Raw genomic sequence first — 16,273 nt, 5'->3', positions numbered from 1 at the left:
CCGCGGACGTTGGACGCCACAGGGTTCCGGGCACTGCTGTCGAGTGTCCGCTACGAGGTGCTGCCCGCGAGGACGACCGAGGACAAGGTCCTCGCCCATGTACCGCGCGACGTCGTCGTCACCGTGACGGCGTCGCCGGTCAAGGGCCTGGAGCCGACGCTCGACCTCGTCGGCCGGCTGGCGGCGCACGGATACCGCGCCGTCCCGCACGTGCCCGCGCGGCTGCTGCGGGACGACGCGCATCTGAAGGAAGTCGTCGACCGGCTCCGGGAGGCGGGTGTCGACGACGTCTTCGTCCCGGCCGGCGACGCCGATCCGCCGGCCGGCCCCTACGACGGGGCGCTACCGGTGCTGCGCAGGCTGAGCGAGCTGGGCAGCCCGTTCGCGCGCGTCGGCATCACCGGCTATCCGGAGAGCCATCCGCTCATCCACGACGACCTCACCATCCAGGCCATGTGGGACAAGCGTGCGCACGCCACGTACATAGTGAGCAACCTCTGCTTCGATCCGCGCGTGCTGGGTGACTGGGTCGGCCGCATACGGCGCCGCGACGTCGTCCTGCCCGTCCACGTGGGCGTGGCGGGGCCCGTGCAGCGGGCGAAGTTGCTGGCCATGGCGACGAAGATCGGGGTGGGGGAGTCGACGCGCTTCCTCACCAAGCACGCCTCGTGGTTCCTGCGGTTCGCGACCCCGGGCGGTTACTCGCCCGACCGGCTGCTCGCCCGCAGTGGGAAGGCGCTGACCGCGCCCTCGGCCGGGGTGGCGGGCCTGCACGTGTTCACGTTCAACCAGATCGCCGGGACCGAACGGTGGCGCCGCGCGCTGCTGGACCGGTTGAGCGACTGAACCGGCCGCCGGAGCGGGTCACCTCGTCCAGGAGGACGCCCGGGTTCGTATACGACGGGGGCGGGGCCGGAATCCGGCCCCGCCCCTCGTGCCGTACCGCTCAGCGGAAGACCACCGTGCGGTTGCCGTCCACCATGACGCGGCTCTCGCTGTGCCACTTCACCGCGTGCGCGAGTACCTGTGCCTCCACGTCCCGCCCGACCGTGACCAGGTCCCCGGGGTCGAGCGAGTGGTCCACCCGGACCACGTCCTGCTCGATGATCTGCCCTTCGTCCAGGTCCGATGTCACGTAGTGCGCCGTCGCCCCCACGAGCTTCACGCCGCGGGCGTAGGCCTGCTCGTACGGGCGCGCGCCCTTGAAGCTGGGCAGGAATGAGTGGTGGATGTTGATGGCGCGGCCCTCGAACCGCTTGCACAGGTCGTCGGAGAGGACCTGCATGTAGCGGGCCAGCACAACGAGGTCGATCTCCAGGTCGTGGACCAGCTCCAGCAGGCGCGCCTCGGCCTCGGCCTTGGTGTCCTTGGTGACCGGGATGTGGTGGAACGGGACGCCGTACGTCTCTGCCAGGCTCTCGAAGTCCCGGTGGTTGGAGACGATCGCGGGGATGTCGATGTTGAGGGCACCGGTGCGCCGGCGGAAGAGCAGATCGTTCAGGCAGTGGCCGAACTTGGACACCATGATCAGCGTCCGGGTCGGGGTCGACGCTTCGCTCAGGGTCCAGGCGATGCGGTAGGCCTCGGCGACGGGACCGAATCGGTAACGCAGAGTTTTCGCATTCGCGTCAGGGTCGGAGACGTCGAAGTGAACCCTCATGAAGAAACGGCCCTGGAGTCGATCGTCGAACTGCTGGCTCTCCAGGATGTTTCCCGAGTTCCTGACGAGGAAGCCGCTCACGGCGTGGACCAGGCCGGCGCTGTCAGGACACGAGAGGGTGAGGACGTACTCACGGCCAGGTTGCGGTCGAGGGGACACGCGCGGCCTCCGTCGGTGCGTATTGCGCAACTCGGTGAGCGATACGCAACATGGTTGGGGTGGAGGGGGTCATCGGTCAAGAGAGAAGGGTCGATGGGCCCCTTGCGAAATCGTCATCCGCCAACCCCTTGACGTAGGTCTGTGGCGTTCGCCATGGTGTTCCACCACAAGCAATTGAATGCACGATGCGCAACGCGTAACGGCTGAAGGGCTTGGCGAGTGGCAGACCTGTACGTGGCTGGGGAATGGCGCGACGCGGCGGCCGGTGGGCGTCGGGAGATCCGCTGTCCCGCTGATGGTGCGCTTGCCGCGACCGTGTCCGAGGCGACGCGTCCGGATACCGAGGCGGCGATCGCTGCGGCCCGCCGGGCCTTCGACGAAGGTCCCTGGCCGCACACCCCCGAGCGGGAGCGCGGTGCGCTGCTGCTGCGCACCGCCGACCTCATCGGGCGCGACGCCAAGGAGTTCGCCCGTGCCGAGTCGCTGGACACCGGCAAGCGGCTGGTGGAGAGCGAGTACGACATCGCCGACGTCGTCTCCTGTTTTCGCTACTACGGCGGGATCGGGGGCACGGACGCCGGCCGGGTGATCGACACCGGTCGTGATGACGCCGTCAGCCGTGTCGTCTATGAACCGATCGGCGTGTGCGGGCTCATCACCCCTTGGAACTACCCTCTGCTGCAGGCCAGTTGGAAGGTCGCCCCGGCGCTTCTCGCGGGCAACACGATCGTCCTCAAGCCCAGTGAGCTCACCCCCTCCACCTCGATCCTGCTGATGCGGGCACTGGAGGAGGCCGGGCTCCCGGCCGGCGCCGCCAATCTCGTCCTGGGCACGGGCCCCGAGGTGGGCGCACCGCTCTGCGAGGACCCGGCCGTCGACATGGTCTCCTTCACCGGAGGCCTGGAGACCGGCAAGCGCATCATGGCCACCGCCGCCGCGACCGTGAAAAAGGTCGCGCTGGAGCTCGGCGGCAAGAACCCCAACGTGATCTTCGCCGACGCCGACTTCGAGACGGCCGTCGACTTCGCCCTCACGGCCGTCTTCCTGCACTCGGGCCAGGTCTGCTCGGCCGGCGCCCGGCTGATCGTCGAGGACTCGGTCCATGACGCCCTGGTCGACGAGGTCGTCCGTCGCGCCCGGCAGATCCGACTGGGCGGACCCTTCGACCCCGAGGCCGAGACCGGCGCGCTGATCTCCGCGCAGCACCGGGAGAAGGTCGAGGCGTATGTCGCGGCCGGCCTCGCGGAGGGTGCCGTACTGCGCTGTGGCGGCGAACGGCCGGGCGATCCCGCCCTCGCGGACGGTTACTACTACCCGCCGACCGTGCTCGACGCGTGCACCCAGGACATGAGGGTGGTGCACGAGGAGTCCTTCGGACCCGTGCTGACCGTCGAGCGCTTCACCGACGAGGACGACGCCGTACGCATCGCCAACGACACCGAGTACGGACTCGCCGGAGCCGTCTGGACCCAGGATGCCGGGAAGGCCCAGCGGGTCGCCCGGCGACTGCGCCACGGCACGGTGTGGATCAACGACTACCACCCCTACGTGCCGCAAGCGGAATGGGGTGGCTTCGGGCGCTCGGGCGTGGGCAGGGAGCTGGGACCGACCGGCCTTGACGAGTACCGAGAGCCCAAGCACATCTGGCAGAACATCCAACCCCGGCCGCAGCACTGGTTCCGCGGCTGAAGAGAGGTCGATCGTGACCCCAGCACAGGCTGAGGTGCCGCAGCGGTGCGCCACGTCCCAGGACTCGGCTCCCACTCCGGTCATATCCGTGCGCAAGCTGTGGAAGGTGTTCGGGCCGAAGGCGGACCAGGTACCGAACTCCGAGGAGCTGTGCGGGCTCACCCGTCGCGAGCTGATGGACCGCACCGGATGCACCGCTGCCGTACGCGATGTGAACTTCGAGGTCTCGCCCGGCGAGGTCTTCGTCGTCATGGGCCTGTCCGGCTCCGGGAAGTCCACCTTGGTGCGATGTCTGACCCGGCTGATCGAACCCACCGCAGGGGAGATCGTCTTCGAGGGCGAGGACATCCGCGACGCGGACGACAAGCGCCTGCGCGAACTGCGCCGCCGCAAGTTCTCCATGGTCTTCCAGCACTTCGGGCTGCTGCCGCACCGAAGGGTCGTCGACAACGTGTCGTTCGGCCTGGAGATCCGCGGCATGAGCAAGACCGAGCGCACCAGGCGGGCGCTCGAGGTCGTCGAACTGGTCGGCCTCTCCGGCTACGAGAACTCCTACCCCGACCAGCTCTCCGGCGGTATGCAGCAGCGCGTCGGCCTTGCCCGGGCGCTGGCCGGCGACCCGGACGTACTCCTCTTCGACGAACCGTTCTCGGCGCTCGACCCGCTGATCCGCCGGGACATGCAGAACGAGGTCATCCGGCTGCACCACGAGGTCGGCAAGACGATGGTGTTCATCACCCACGACCTCTCCGAGGCGCTCAAGCTGGGTGACCGCATCCTCATCATGCGCGACGGCAGGACGGTCCAGTGCGGCACCGGTGACGAGCTGGTCGGCGCCCCCGCCGACGACTACGTACGCGAGTTCGTCAAGGACGTGCCGCGCGGCGACGTACTCACCCTGCGCTGGATCATGCGCGCGCGGGAGGACGGCGACGAACTGGACGGCCCCGAGCTGGGCCCGGACGTCGTGGTGAAGGAGGCCACCCGGGCGGTGCTCACGGCCGACAAGCCCGTCAAGGTCGTCGAGAACGGCAAGCTGCTCGGCATCGTCGGCGACGAGGAGATCCTCGCGGTGGTCGCCGGGCAGGAAGGCGGCGCGTGATGACCGTCGCCATCGAGAAATCCCGGAAACCCGAAAAAACGGAGGCCGTGAAGTCGGCCGCGCACGCCGAGGGCGCGCGCAAGGTCAGCCGGCCCATGGTGATCGGCGCGATCCTCGTCGTCTGGCTGGTGCTGTTCGCCGTCCTGCGCGGAAAGCAGACCCTGCCGCTGGCGGCGGCGGATCTGACCGATCTGCACCGGTGGATCAACGACGTCAACGACTCCATCGGCGCCGATCGCAATTCCAACCCGCTCTTCCTGTACTTCTTCAACGAGATCCGGCTGGTCATCGACAACCTGGTGACCTTCATCCAGCACCTGATCTCCCAGCCGTCGGGGGCCCGCCCGGTCCCGCAGGTCGGCTGGCTCGGCGTCGTCGGCATCGCCGGGTACGTCTCCTGGGCCGTGGGGAACTGGCGGGTCGCGCTGCTGGCCGTGGCGGGCTTCACCTTCTTCGGGCTGCAGGGGTTGTGGCAGGAGAGCATGGACACCCTCGCCCTGACCCTCTCCGCGGTGTTCGTGGCCCTGCTGTTCGCGATCCCGCTCGGGGTGTGGGCCGGGCTGTCGGACCGGTTCAACCGGATCATGGCGCCCTTCCTGGACTTCATGCAGACGATGCCGACCTTCGTCTACCTGGCACCGCTGACCCTGTTCTTCCTCATCGGCGGAGCGTCCGCCACCATCGCCACCGTGATCTACGCGGCCCCGCCGACGATCCGCATCACCGCGCACGCCATCCGCAACGTGTCGAAGACGACCGTCGAGGCGGCCGAGTCCCTGGGCGCCACCCGCCGTCAGTCCCTGCTCAAAGTCCTGCTGCCGATGTCCAAGCGGACGGTGGTGATGGGTGTCAACCAGACCATCATGGCCGCCTTGGCCATGGTGACCATCGCGGCCCTGATCAACGCGCCGGGTCTCGGTGTGAACGTCCTCCAGGCACTGCAGTCGCTCGACGTCGGCACGGCCTTCAACGCGGGTCTCGCCATCGTGGTCATGGCGATCGTCCTGGACCGGGTCACGACCGCGGCCAGCGCCCGCGAGGAGAGCGCGCGGCGTTCCGAGAACCGCTTCGTGAAGTGGCGGCGGCCACTGCTGGGCGCGGGCGCTGTGGTCACGGCGGTCCTGATCCACCTGTCGCACACCTATCTGTGGGCGGCGGACTTCCCCGGCGACGGCACGATCGGCCACCACATCGCGAGTGCGGCGGACACCGCGACCAACTGGGCGCAGGACAACCTGTCGGGTCTGACCAACGCCTTCCGCGACGCCATCACCAACGGCCTGCTCAACCCGTTCCAGACGCTGCTCACCGACTCCCCGTGGTGGCTCGTCGGCACGGTGCTGGTCGCACTGGGCGTGGTGTTCGGCAGCTGGAAGGCCGGGGTCACCACGGCCGTGTGCGTGGGCCTGCTGGTCGGTACGGGTGTGTGGTCGGACGGCATGACGACGCTGGCCTCGACGCTCGTCGCCACGGTGCTGGTGATGGTGCTCGGCATCGTCTTCGGCGTGTGGATGGGGCGCAGCACGCTCGTGGACCGGCTGATCCGGCCCACCCTGGACGCGGCCCAGGTCATGCCGCCGTTCGTCTATCTCGTGCCGTTCCTCGCGCTGTTCGGTGCCACCCGTTTCACGGCCATCGTCGCCGCGATCGTCTACGGTGCGCCGGTCGCCATGAAGATCATCGCCGACGGGATCCGGGCCGTGCCCGAGACCACCGTGGAGGCGGCCGCCTCCGCCGGGTGCAACACCTGGCAGATCATCACCAAGGTTCAACTGCCGATGGCACGCAGCGCCCTGACGCTCGCGACCAACCAGGGCCTGATCTACGTGCTGTCGATGGTTGTTGTGGGCGGCCTGGTAGGAGCAGGGGCCCTCGGCTACGACGTCGTGGCCGGATTCTCGCAGGGAGAGCTGTACGGCAAGGGGCTGGCGGCGGGATCCGCCATCGTACTGCTCGGAGTCATGTTCGACCGGATCACTCAGGCAGCGGCGCGTCGCGCGGGCGCTTAAGGAGCACGACACCATGGCAAGATACTGGCGAGCCGGCACGGCCGGCCTGGCCGTCCTCGGCCTCACCCTCACCGCGTGCGGCGGGGCGAAGGTCGGCGACTCCTCCCCGGGTTCGAACAGCGCGGGCAGCTCGGGCAAGTGCGGCACGTTCAACCTCGCGGTCAATCCCTGGGTGGGCTACGAGGCCGACGCGGCGGTCGTCGCGTACGTCGCCGAGCACAACCTCGGCTGCAAGGTCGACAAGAAGAACCTGAAGGAAGAGATCGCCTGGCAGGGCTTCGGCACCGGCGAGGTCGACGCCGTCCTGGAGAACTGGGGCCACGACGACCTGAAGAAGAAGTACATCACCCAGCAGAAGACCGCGGTCGAGGCCGGCGAGACCGGCAACAAGGGCGTCATCGGCTGGTACGTGCCGCCGTGGCTGGCCAAGGCGCACCCCGACATCCTCGACTACAAGAACCTGAACAAGTACGCGTCCGAGTTCAAGACGTCCGAGTCGGGCGGCAAGGGACAGCTCCTCGACGGCGACCCGTCGTACGTCACGAACGACGCGGCCCTGGTGAAGAACCTGAAGCTGGACTTCAAGGTGGTGTACGCGGGCAGCGAGACCGCGCTCATCCAGTCCTTCCGGGACGCCGAGAAGAACAAGAAGTGGGTGATCGGCTACTTCTACGAGCCGCAGTGGTTCCTGTCCGAGGTGCCGCTGAAGAAGGTCTCCCTGCCGAAGTACACGACCGGCTGTGACGCCGTTGCGGAGAAGGTCGCCTGCGACTATCCCGTCTACAACCTGGACAAGATCGTCAGCTCGAAGTTCGCCAAGTCGGGCAGCCCCGCCCACAACCTGGTGAAGAACTTCAACTGGACGAACGAGGACCAGAACACGGTCGCCAAATACATTGCCCAGGACAAGCTGTCCGACGAGGCGGCGGCGAAGAAGTGGGTGGACGCCAACAAGGACAAGGTGGACGCCTGGATCAAGTAGGCCGAGGTCACAAGCCGGTCGGACATGCCCGGCGGGCGGTGCGCGCAGGTGCGCGCCGCCCGCCGGGCATTGCCGTGTTCCGGGCGGTGTTTCGGCCTGTTTTCCGACGTCACGGCCCCCTTGACACCCCATCCCCGCGGCGGGCACATTGAGTTGCGCAACCTGAACTGTGTTGCGCAGACAGCAACTCGATGGTTTTGATTTCGGAGGTGCGGCGATGGCGGGACCCCGAGTGGTGATCATCGGAGCAGGCGTCGTGGGAGCGGCCCTCGCCGACGAGATCTCCGCGCGCGGCTGGACCGAAGTGACCGTGGTCGACCAGGGCCCCCTGCCGGCCACCGGGGGATCGTCGTCGCACGCCCCGGGCCTGGTCTTCCAGACGAACTCTTCCAAGACCATGACCGAGTTGGCCCGCTACACGGTCGAGAAGTTCTGTTCCCTCGACGTCGACGGCAAGCCCTGCTTCCTGCAGGTCGGCGGCCTCGAAGTGGCGACCACCCCCGAGCGCGTCGCCGAGCTGCACCGCCGCCACGGCTGGATCACCGCCTGGGGCATCGAGGCCCGGCTGCTGAGCCCCGAGGAGTGCGTCGAGCAGCACCCGCTCGTCAACCCGGACAAGGTCCTCGGCGGCCTGCTCGTCCCGACCGACGGCCTCGCCAAGGCCGTCCTCGCGGTAGAGGCACAGATCCGCCGGGCCACCGAGCGCGGCGTACGCTTCCTCGCCCGCCACGAGGTCCTCGACGTCCAGCAGAGCGAGGGCCGCGTCACCGGCGTCCTCACCGACCAGGGGGAGATCCCCGCCGACTTCGTCGTGTGCTGCGCCGGTATCTGGGGCCCGAAGATCGCCCGCATGGTCGGCATGAACCTCCCGCTCACCCCGCTCGGCCACCAACTCGCCTGGACCGGCCCGGTACCGGCGCTCGCGGGCCAGACCGAGGAGGCGGTGCGCCCGATCCTGCGCCACCAGGACGCCGACCTCTACTACCGCGACCACTTCGACGGCATCGGCATCGGCTACTACGGTCACCGCCCGATGCCCGTCTCCGCCGACGACATCCTGTCCGTGGGCGAGGCCGACGAGATGCCGTCGGTCCTGAAGTTCACCGAGGACGACTTCGAGGACGCCTGGACCGAGACCCGGTCTCTGCTCCCCGCGACGCGCGAGGCCAAGGTCGAGGAGGGCATCAACGGCCTGTTCTCCTTCACCACCGACGGCCAGCCGCTCCTCGGCGAGTCCCCGGACGTCAAGGGCTTCTGGGTCGCCGAGGCAGTCTGGGTCACCCACTCCGCCGGTGTCGGCCGGGCCATGGCCGAATGGCTGGTCGACGGCTACTGCTCGTCCTTCGACCTGCACGAGTGCGACGTCAACCGCTTCGAACCGCACCAGCTCGCCCCCGAGTACGTCCTGGCCCGCGACTGCCGGAACTTCGTCGAGGTCTACGACATACTCCACCCGCTCCAACCGTCCGGGGACCCGCGCCCGATCCGCACGAGCCCCTTCCACGCCCGCCAGCAGGAGCTGGGCGCTTTCTTCCTGGAGGCGAACGGCTGGGAGCGCCCCCAGTGGTACGAGGCCAACGCGACCCTGCTGGAGGGCCGTTCCATTCCGACCCCGAACGACTGGGCCGCGCGCTACTGGTCCCCGATCGTCGGCGCCGAGGCGCAGGTCACCCGCGAGAGCGTCGCGATGTACGACATGACGGCCCTCAAGCGCCTTGAGGTCACCGGTCCCGGTGCCGCCGCCTTCCTGGAGAGGCTGTCCACCAGTAAGATCGACAAGTCCGTCGGCTCCGTCACGTACACCCTCCTGCTGGACGAGGACGGCGGCATCCGCAGCGATGTCACCGTCGCCCGGCTGGCCCGCGACCTCTTCCAGGTCGGCGCCAACGGCAACCTGGACCTCGACTGGTTCACCCGTCACCTCCCCTGGGGGCACCTCCCAGCGGTAGCTGGGGGAGGCACGGTCCAGGTCCGTGACATCACCCCGGGCACCTGCTGCATCGGCCTGTGGGGCCCGCTCGCCCGCAAGGTCCTGCAGCCCCTCACCGACACGGACTTCTCGAACGACGGCCTGAAGTATTTCCGCGCCAAGCGCGCCCACATCGGCTCCGTCCCCGTCACCGCGATGCGCCTCTCCTACGTCGGCGAGCTGGGCTGGGAGCTGTACACCACCGCCGACCTGGGCCAGAAGCTGTGGGACACCCTGTGGCAGGCGGCCAAGCCGCTGGGCGGCATCATCGCCGGGCGCGGCGCCTTCAACAGCCTCCGGCTGGAGAAGGGCTACCGGTCCTTCGGCGCCGACATGACCTACGAGCACGACCCCTACGAAGCCGGCCTGGGCTTCGCCGTCAGACTCGACAAGGGCGACTTCATCGGCAAGGCCGCCCTTGAGCGCCGTAAGACCGAAGTCCGCCGCAAGCTGACCTGCCTCACCATCGACGACCCGCAGTCCGTCGTCATGGGCAAGGAACCGGTGTACGACGGTGACCGCGCCGTCGGCTACGTCACCAGCGCCGCCTACGGCTACACGATCGGCAAGGGCATCGCGTACGCCTGGCTCCCGGCGGAACTCGCCACCCCCGGCACCACCGTGCACATCGGCTACTTCGACCGGCGCGTCGAGGCGGTCGTCGCCGAGGAGCCCCTGTTCGACCCGGCCATGACCCGCCTCCGTGGCTGAGTGTCGACTTCGAGACAAGGAGCACTGTCGGTGACCGCTCAGTTGCTGGACGGCAAGGCGACCACCGCCGCGATCCGCCGCGAACTCGCCGAGCGTGTGGCCAAGTCGACCGCCGCGGGCGGTCGTCCGCCGGGGCTCGGCACGGTCCTGGCCGACGACGACCCCGGCAGCCGCGCCCACGTCGGAGGCAAGCACCGGAACTGCGCGCAGACCGGCGTCGCCTCCATCCGCCGTGAACTGCCCGCCGACGCCACGCAGGCCGAGGCCGTCATCGACGAACCCGACGCCGACCTGACCTGCACCGGCCACATCGTCCAGGACGTCGGCATCACCCGCACCGACCTCGGGCTGGTCGGCGACGTACACCCGGACGCGGCCTCGGTCGCCGGGTGGCTCGCGCCGATGCCCGGGGGCGTAGGACCCATGACGCGGACCGTACTGCTCGCCAATGTCGTCGAAGCCGCCGAGAGGAACGCGAACGCCGTATGAACGTGACGGCCCCCGAGCACCCGCTGTATCCGTTCCTTTCAGAAGACGGAGACGTCCGATGAGCCCCCTCACCCCAGGCACCGACCTCCCGGACCACCCGGATTTCCTCTGGCGCACACCCGAGCCGAAGCGTTCGTACGACGTGGTGATCGTGGGCGGCGGCGGCCACGGCCTCGCCACCGCCCACTACCTTGCGAAGAACCACGGCATCACCAACGTCGCCGTGCTGGAGAAGGGCTGGCTGGCCGGCGGCAACATGGCCCGCAACACCACCATCATCCGCTCCAACTACCTGTGGGACGAGAGCGCCGGCATCTACGAGCACGCGCTCAAGCTGTGGGAGGGACTCGCGGAGGAGCTCGACTACCCGATCCTCTTCTCCCAGCGTGGTGTACTGAACCTCGCCCACAGCCTCCAGGACGTCCGCGACAGCGTGCGCCGCGTCGAGGCGAACCGCCTCAACGGCGTGGACGCGGAGTGGCTCGACGCGGACGGCGTCAAGGAAATCTGCCCGATCGTCAACATCTCACCGGACGTGCGCTATCCGGTCCTGGGCGCCACCTACCAGCCGCGCGCCGGGATCGCCAAACACGACTACGTGGCCTGGGGCCTGGCCCGCTCGGCGGACGCCGCCGGCATCGACATCATCCAGAACTGCGAGGTCACCGGCCTGGAGCTGGTCGGCAACCGCGTGGTCGGTGTCCGGACGAACCTCGGCCCCATCGCGGCGGGCAAGGTCGCGCTCTGCTCGGCGGGCCACACCTCGGTTCTCGCCGCCATGGCCGGAATCGAACTCCCCGTCCAGAGCCATCCGTTGCAGGCGCTCGTGTCGGAGCTGCTGGAGCCGGTGCACCCGACGGTCGTCATGTCCAACGCGGTCCACGTGTACGTCAGCCAGGCCCACAAGGGCGAGCTGGTGATGGGCGCGGGCATCGACGCGTACAACTCCTACACCCAGCGCGGCGCCTTCCGCATCATCGAAGAGCAGATGTCCGCGGCCCTCGAGCTCTTCCCGGTCTTCGCCCGCGCCCACGTGCTGCGCACCTGGGGCGGCATCGTCGACGTCAGCCCCGACGCCTCACCGATCGTCGGGCTCAGCCCCGTCGGCAATCTCTACCTCAACTGCGGCTGGGGCACGGGTGGCTTCAAAGCCACGCCGGGCGTGGGCTGGGTCTACGCCCACACCATCGCCCACGACGCCCCGCACACCCTCAACGCCCCCTTCTCGCTCGACCGTTTCACCACCGGCGCGCTCGTCGACGAGCACGGCGCTGCCGCGGTGGCCCACTAGGGAGCCCGACCATGCTGCTCATCCCCTGCCCGTGGTGCGGGCCCCGCGACGAGGCCGAGTTCCACTACGGCGGCCAGGCCCACGTGCCCTACCCCGAGGACCCCTCGGCCCTCACCGACGAGGAGTGGGCCCGCTATCTGTTCTTCCGCGACAACCCGAAGGGCCCGTTCGCCGAGCGCTGGAGTCACGCGGCGGGCTGCCGCAAGTGGTTCAACGCGGTACGGGACACGGCCACGAACGAGATCCTGGCGGTGTACCCGGCGGGTGAGGAACGCCCGGCGACGCCCGGGCCCCGCCCGGCGCGCTCAGCCTGTCCGGGGATACCCCCTCTGGTGGAGTCCGAGGACAAGACCCCTTCACCGCCGACGGCGGTGAAGGGGACGGAGCCCCTTCACGACGGGACGGGTGGGAGCGGTGGCGGTGCTGCCTCCATCAGTGGCTCCGCCGCGGGCCAGCCGTTCCGTCACCCCACCCGCGGCCGCATCCACCGAGACACCCCCCTCACCTTCACCTTCGACGGCACCGAGTACCAGGGCGTCCGAGGCGACACCCTCGCCTCCGCCCTCCTCGCCAACGGCGTCATCGAGGCCGGCACCAGCATCAGACTCGGCCGCCCCCGAGGCATCTTCTCGGCCGGTGTGGAGGAGCCCAACGCGGTCGTCCAGATCGAGGCGCCCTTCCCCGAGCCGATGCTCCCCGCGACCACCGTCGAGCTCTACGACGGCCTGGTCGCGAGCAGCCTCCCCGGCCGGGGCCGCCTCGCCGGCGAACCGGACCCCGCCCGCTACGACGCCGTACACGCCCACTGCGACCTGCTGATCGTCGGCGCGGGACCGGCCGGCCTTGCCGCGGCGGCGGCCGCCGTCCGCAGCGGAGCCCGTGTCATCCTCGCCGACGACCAACCGGAGCCGGGCGGCAGCCTTCTGGGCACGGCCGAACACCTCGACTGGGTGGCGGATGTCACCGGGCAGCTCGACAACGCCCCCGAGGTGCGAATCCTGCGCCGTACCACCGTCTTCGGCTACTACGACGACAACCATCTCCTCGCCGTCGAACGCCGTACCAACCACCTCGGGGCCGACGCCCCCGAGCACGTCTCCCGCGAGCGCGTCTGGCGCATCCGGGCGCGTCGCGTGGTCCTGGCCACCGGCGCCCACGAGCGCTCGCTGGCGTTCGCGGACAACGACCGCCCCGGTGTGATGCTCGCCGCCTCGGCCCGCACCTACGTCAACCGTCACGGTGCGCTGCCCGGCCGCCATGCAGTCGTCCTCACCACCAACGACAGTGCCTACGATGCAGCGCTGGACCTCACCGCCGCGGGCGTGGACATCGCGGCGATCGTCGACACCCGCCCCGCACCAGGAGAGTGGGCGGAGCGCGCTCGGCAGGCGGGTATCGAGGTGATGGCCGGACACGCCGTCACCGGCACGAAGGGCGACACGCGGCTCACCGCGGTGACCGTCGCCCCGTACGGAGAGTCCGAAGGACAGCGGGAGTTCACTGCCGACCTGCTGCTGGTCTCCGGCGGCTGGAACCCGGTGGCCCACCTGTTCAGCCAGTCGGGCGGCAAGCTGCGGTACGACGAGGCACTGGGCTTCTTCGTGCCGGACACCTGCCGGCAGGCGGTCGAGGTCGCGGGCAGCGCGAGCGGTGCCCTGGATCCGGCCGAGGTCCTGGCCCAGGGCGCCGCCGCCGGTGCCCGCGCGATCGAGGCCGAGGGCTACACCCCGCAGGCGCCCAGCCTGCCGGCGGTGGCCGCACGGCCGCGCCAGACGCCGGCGATGCACGTGTACGTCGTCCCCGGTGCTCCGGACTCGCCCCGCTTCGTCGACCTCCAACGCGACGTCGCCGTCGACGACCTGGCCCGGGCGGCCGGCGCCGGTCTGCGCTCGGTCGAGCACACCAAGCGCTACACGACGGCGGGCACCGCCAACGACCAGGGCAAGACCTCCGGGTTCCTGGCCGGCGGCGTCGTCGCCGAACTGCTCGGCGTGGACATCTCCGCGCTCGGCACGACCACGTTCCGGCCGCCGTACACGCCGGTCTCCTTCGCGGCGCTCGCCGGCCGTGACCGCGGCGTTCTGAGCGACCCGGTCCGCACGACCGCCATCCACGAGTGGCATGTCGCGCACGGCGCCCTCTTCGAGAACGTCGGCCAGTGGAAGCGCCCCTGGTACTACCCGCAGGACGGCGAGGACATGGAAGCCGCGGTCCTGCGCGAGTGCGCCGCCGCCCGCGACGGCGTGGCCTTCATGGACGCCTCCACCCTCGGTAAGATCGACATACAGGGCCCGGACGCGGGCGTCTTCCTCGACCGGCTCTACACCAACATGATGAGCACCCTGAAGGCCGGCATGATCCGCTACGGCGTGATGTGCCGCCCGGACGGCATGGTCTTCGACGACGGCACCGTCATCCGCCTCACCCAGGACCGCTTCCTGGTCACCACCACGACCGGAAACGCGGCCGTCGTACTGGACTGGATGGAGGAGTGGCTGCAGACCGAGTGGCCCGAACTGAAGGTCAACTGCACATCCGTGACCGAACAGTGGGCCACTGTCGCCCTCGTCGGCCCCCGCTCCCGTGACGTCCTCGGCACGCTGGCACCCCAACTGGCCGTGGCCAACGACGACTTCCCGTTCATGGCATGGCGGGAGACCACCGTCGCGGGCATCGGGGCCAGGGTGTGCCGGATCAGTTTCTCCGGCGAACTCGCCTACGAGATCAACGTGTCACCCTGGGAAGCACTCACCCTGTGGCAGGCACTGCATGAGGCCGGTTCCCCGTACGGCATCACCCCGTACGGCACCGAGACCATGCACGTCCTGCGTGCCGAGAAGGGCTACCCGATCATCGGTCAGGACACCGACGGCACGGTCACCCCGCAGGACCTGGGCATGAGCTGGGCGGTGTCGAAGAAGAAGCCCGACTTCATCGGCAAGCGCTCCCACGCCCGCGCCGACACCGTCCGCCCCGACCGGAAGCACCTCGTCGGCCTGCTCCCTGTGGACCCGGCCGTCTTCCTCCCCGAGGGCACTCACCTGGTCGCCGACAGCGAGCTGCCCGCACCGCCCGTCCCGATGCTCGGCCACGTCACCTCCAGCTACCGCAGTGCCGCCCTCGGCCGGACCTTCGCGCTCGCCCTGATCAAGGGCGGCCGTGACCGCATCGGCGAGCGGCTGTACGCCCCCGTCGGTGACCGGCTGGTCCCGGTGACCGTCGCAAGCCCCGTCCTCTACGACCCCGAGGGAGCCCGCCGCGATGGCTGACACCGCCCTGACCGCCCCGCTCCGCAGCCCCTTGTCGCAGGCCGCGGACCGCCTGGCCACCGTGACCCGCACGTCGGGGGGCGCGATCCGGCTGGCCGAACTGCCGTTCCTGGCCCAGATCAACATGCGCCTCGACGCCAAGGGAGCGGCGGCGGACGCCGTCGGGCTCGCACTGGGCCTGCAACTGCCCCTCGAACCCGACACCGTCGTACGCGCCGGGGAACTGACCGTGCTGTGGCTCGGTCCGGACGAATGGCTGGTGGCCGGCCCGACCGGCAGTGAACGGGACCTGGAGCGCCGGATCCGGGAGGCAGCGGGAGACGAGCCCGTCTCCGTCACCGACGTCTCCGCCCAGCGCACCACGATCCTCGTGACAGGTCCCCGCGCCCGCGATCTGCTGGCGCACGGCTGCGCGCTGGATCTGCATCCGAGGGCCTTCGGCTCCGGCCGTTGCGCCCAGACGACCCTGGGCCGCACGCAGGTCGTCCTGGTCGCCAGGGAGGAACCCAGGGCCGGGTTCTGGGTACTGGTCCGTTCGTCCTTCGCCGGCTATCTGGCGGACTGGTTGCTGGACGCGGCGACGGAGTACGTCTGAGCGACCTCGGCGGGGTGGGCGATGCCGCTGCGTCAAGTTCGGCTCCTGGGGCAGGAGCGGTCCCGCCACGCCATACGGCCCTCAATGACGGCACCCGCGCGGGTTCCTGACGTATCCGTGACCGCTGCCGGCCATGAACAGCGGCTCCAGGCAACGCAGACGGCTTCTGGGGCCCGTACGTCTCCTCCGCCCGGACTTTCTGGCCTGGTGGGAACGATGGCTCGACCGCATGGCTGCCGGACAGGACAACCGGGCCCTGGAGCTCACCTCACCTCGGCTCCGAGCGCATCCGATGCGGCAGCGGCTCGCCCACTCACCGTGACCCCTCCACAGAACCCGAGCCAGAAC

At 69.6% G+C, this 16,273-nt stretch carries 11 protein-coding genes and 1 pseudogene; 11 read left to right on the top strand and 1 reads right to left on the bottom strand.

What is annotated here, in order from left to right; genetic code table 11:
- Positions 1–9: 9 nt before the first annotated feature.
- Positions 10–846: a 5,10-methylenetetrahydrofolate reductase gene (locus tag OG410_RS00885; RefSeq protein WP_329297271.1), complete on the top strand. Its 837-nt coding sequence runs from the start codon at positions 10–12 to the stop codon at positions 844–846.
- A 100-nt stretch (positions 847–946) separates the two neighbouring features.
- Here OG410_RS00885 and purU read toward each other — a convergent pair whose 3' ends face one another.
- A complete protein-coding gene (purU, locus tag OG410_RS00880; RefSeq protein ID WP_329297270.1) occupies positions 947–1,819 on the bottom strand; it encodes a formyltetrahydrofolate deformylase in 873 nt (290 codons plus the stop codon).
- A 219-nt stretch (positions 1,820–2,038) separates the two neighbouring features.
- On the opposite strand from purU, the gene OG410_RS00875 reads away from it, so the two are divergent.
- The 10 genes and pseudogenes from OG410_RS00875 to OG410_RS00830 form a co-directional block, all read left to right on the top strand.
- The gene (locus OG410_RS00875; protein WP_329297269.1) at positions 2,039–3,508 is read left to right on the top strand and encodes an aldehyde dehydrogenase family protein; all 1,470 of its coding nucleotides are present in this window, start codon (positions 2,039–2,041) and stop codon (positions 3,506–3,508) included.
- 13 nt (positions 3,509–3,521) lie between these two features.
- Positions 3,522–4,610 (top strand): quaternary amine ABC transporter ATP-binding protein, encoded by a 1,089-nt coding sequence (locus OG410_RS00870; protein WP_329297268.1) that lies wholly within the window; start codon positions 3,522–3,524, stop codon positions 4,608–4,610.
- On the top strand, positions 4,610–6,619 hold the full coding sequence (locus OG410_RS00865; protein WP_329297267.1) for an ABC transporter permease: 2,010 nt from the start codon (positions 4,610–4,612) through the stop codon (positions 6,617–6,619). The genes OG410_RS00870 and OG410_RS00865 overlap by 1 nt, the downstream gene beginning before the upstream one ends.
- A 13-nt stretch (positions 6,620–6,632) precedes the next feature.
- Positions 6,633–7,601: an ABC transporter substrate-binding protein gene (locus OG410_RS00860; RefSeq protein ID WP_329297266.1), complete on the top strand. Its 969-nt coding sequence runs from the start codon at positions 6,633–6,635 to the stop codon at positions 7,599–7,601.
- 217 nt (positions 7,602–7,818) lie between these two features.
- Positions 7,819–10,281, top strand: coding sequence for a GcvT family protein (locus tag OG410_RS00855; RefSeq protein WP_329297265.1), 2,463 nt, complete (start codon positions 7,819–7,821; stop codon positions 10,279–10,281).
- A gap of 30 nt (positions 10,282–10,311) precedes the next feature.
- Complete coding sequence (locus OG410_RS00850) at positions 10,312–10,770, top strand: tetrahydrofolate dehydrogenase/cyclohydrolase catalytic domain-containing protein (protein ID WP_329297264.1); 459 nt, start codon at positions 10,312–10,314, stop codon at positions 10,768–10,770.
- Between the two features lie 58 nt (positions 10,771–10,828).
- Positions 10,829–12,061, top strand: a complete 1,233-nt coding sequence (locus OG410_RS00845; protein WP_329297263.1) for a sarcosine oxidase subunit beta family protein — start codon at positions 10,829–10,831, stop codon at positions 12,059–12,061.
- A gap of 11 nt (positions 12,062–12,072) precedes the next feature.
- On the top strand, positions 12,073–15,330 hold the full coding sequence (locus OG410_RS00840) for a sarcosine oxidase subunit delta family protein (protein WP_329297262.1): 3,258 nt from the start codon (positions 12,073–12,075) through the stop codon (positions 15,328–15,330).
- Positions 15,323–15,925: a sarcosine oxidase subunit gamma gene (locus tag OG410_RS00835; protein WP_329297261.1), complete on the top strand. Its 603-nt coding sequence runs from the start codon at positions 15,323–15,325 to the stop codon at positions 15,923–15,925. Before OG410_RS00840 ends, OG410_RS00835 begins: the two co-directional genes overlap by 8 nt.
- A 149-nt stretch (positions 15,926–16,074) precedes the next feature.
- A pseudogene (locus tag OG410_RS00830) lies at positions 16,075–16,247 on the top strand (SMI1/KNR4 family protein); the annotation flags it as partial.
- Positions 16,248–16,273: the final 26 nt, after the last annotated feature.

It is taken from the genome of Streptomyces sp. NBC_00659, assembly GCF_036226925.1.
In the GTDB taxonomy this organism is placed as follows: Bacteria; Actinomycetota; Actinomycetes; order Streptomycetales; family Streptomycetaceae; genus Streptomyces.
This window is presented reverse-complemented; position numbering and strand designations above follow the sequence as displayed.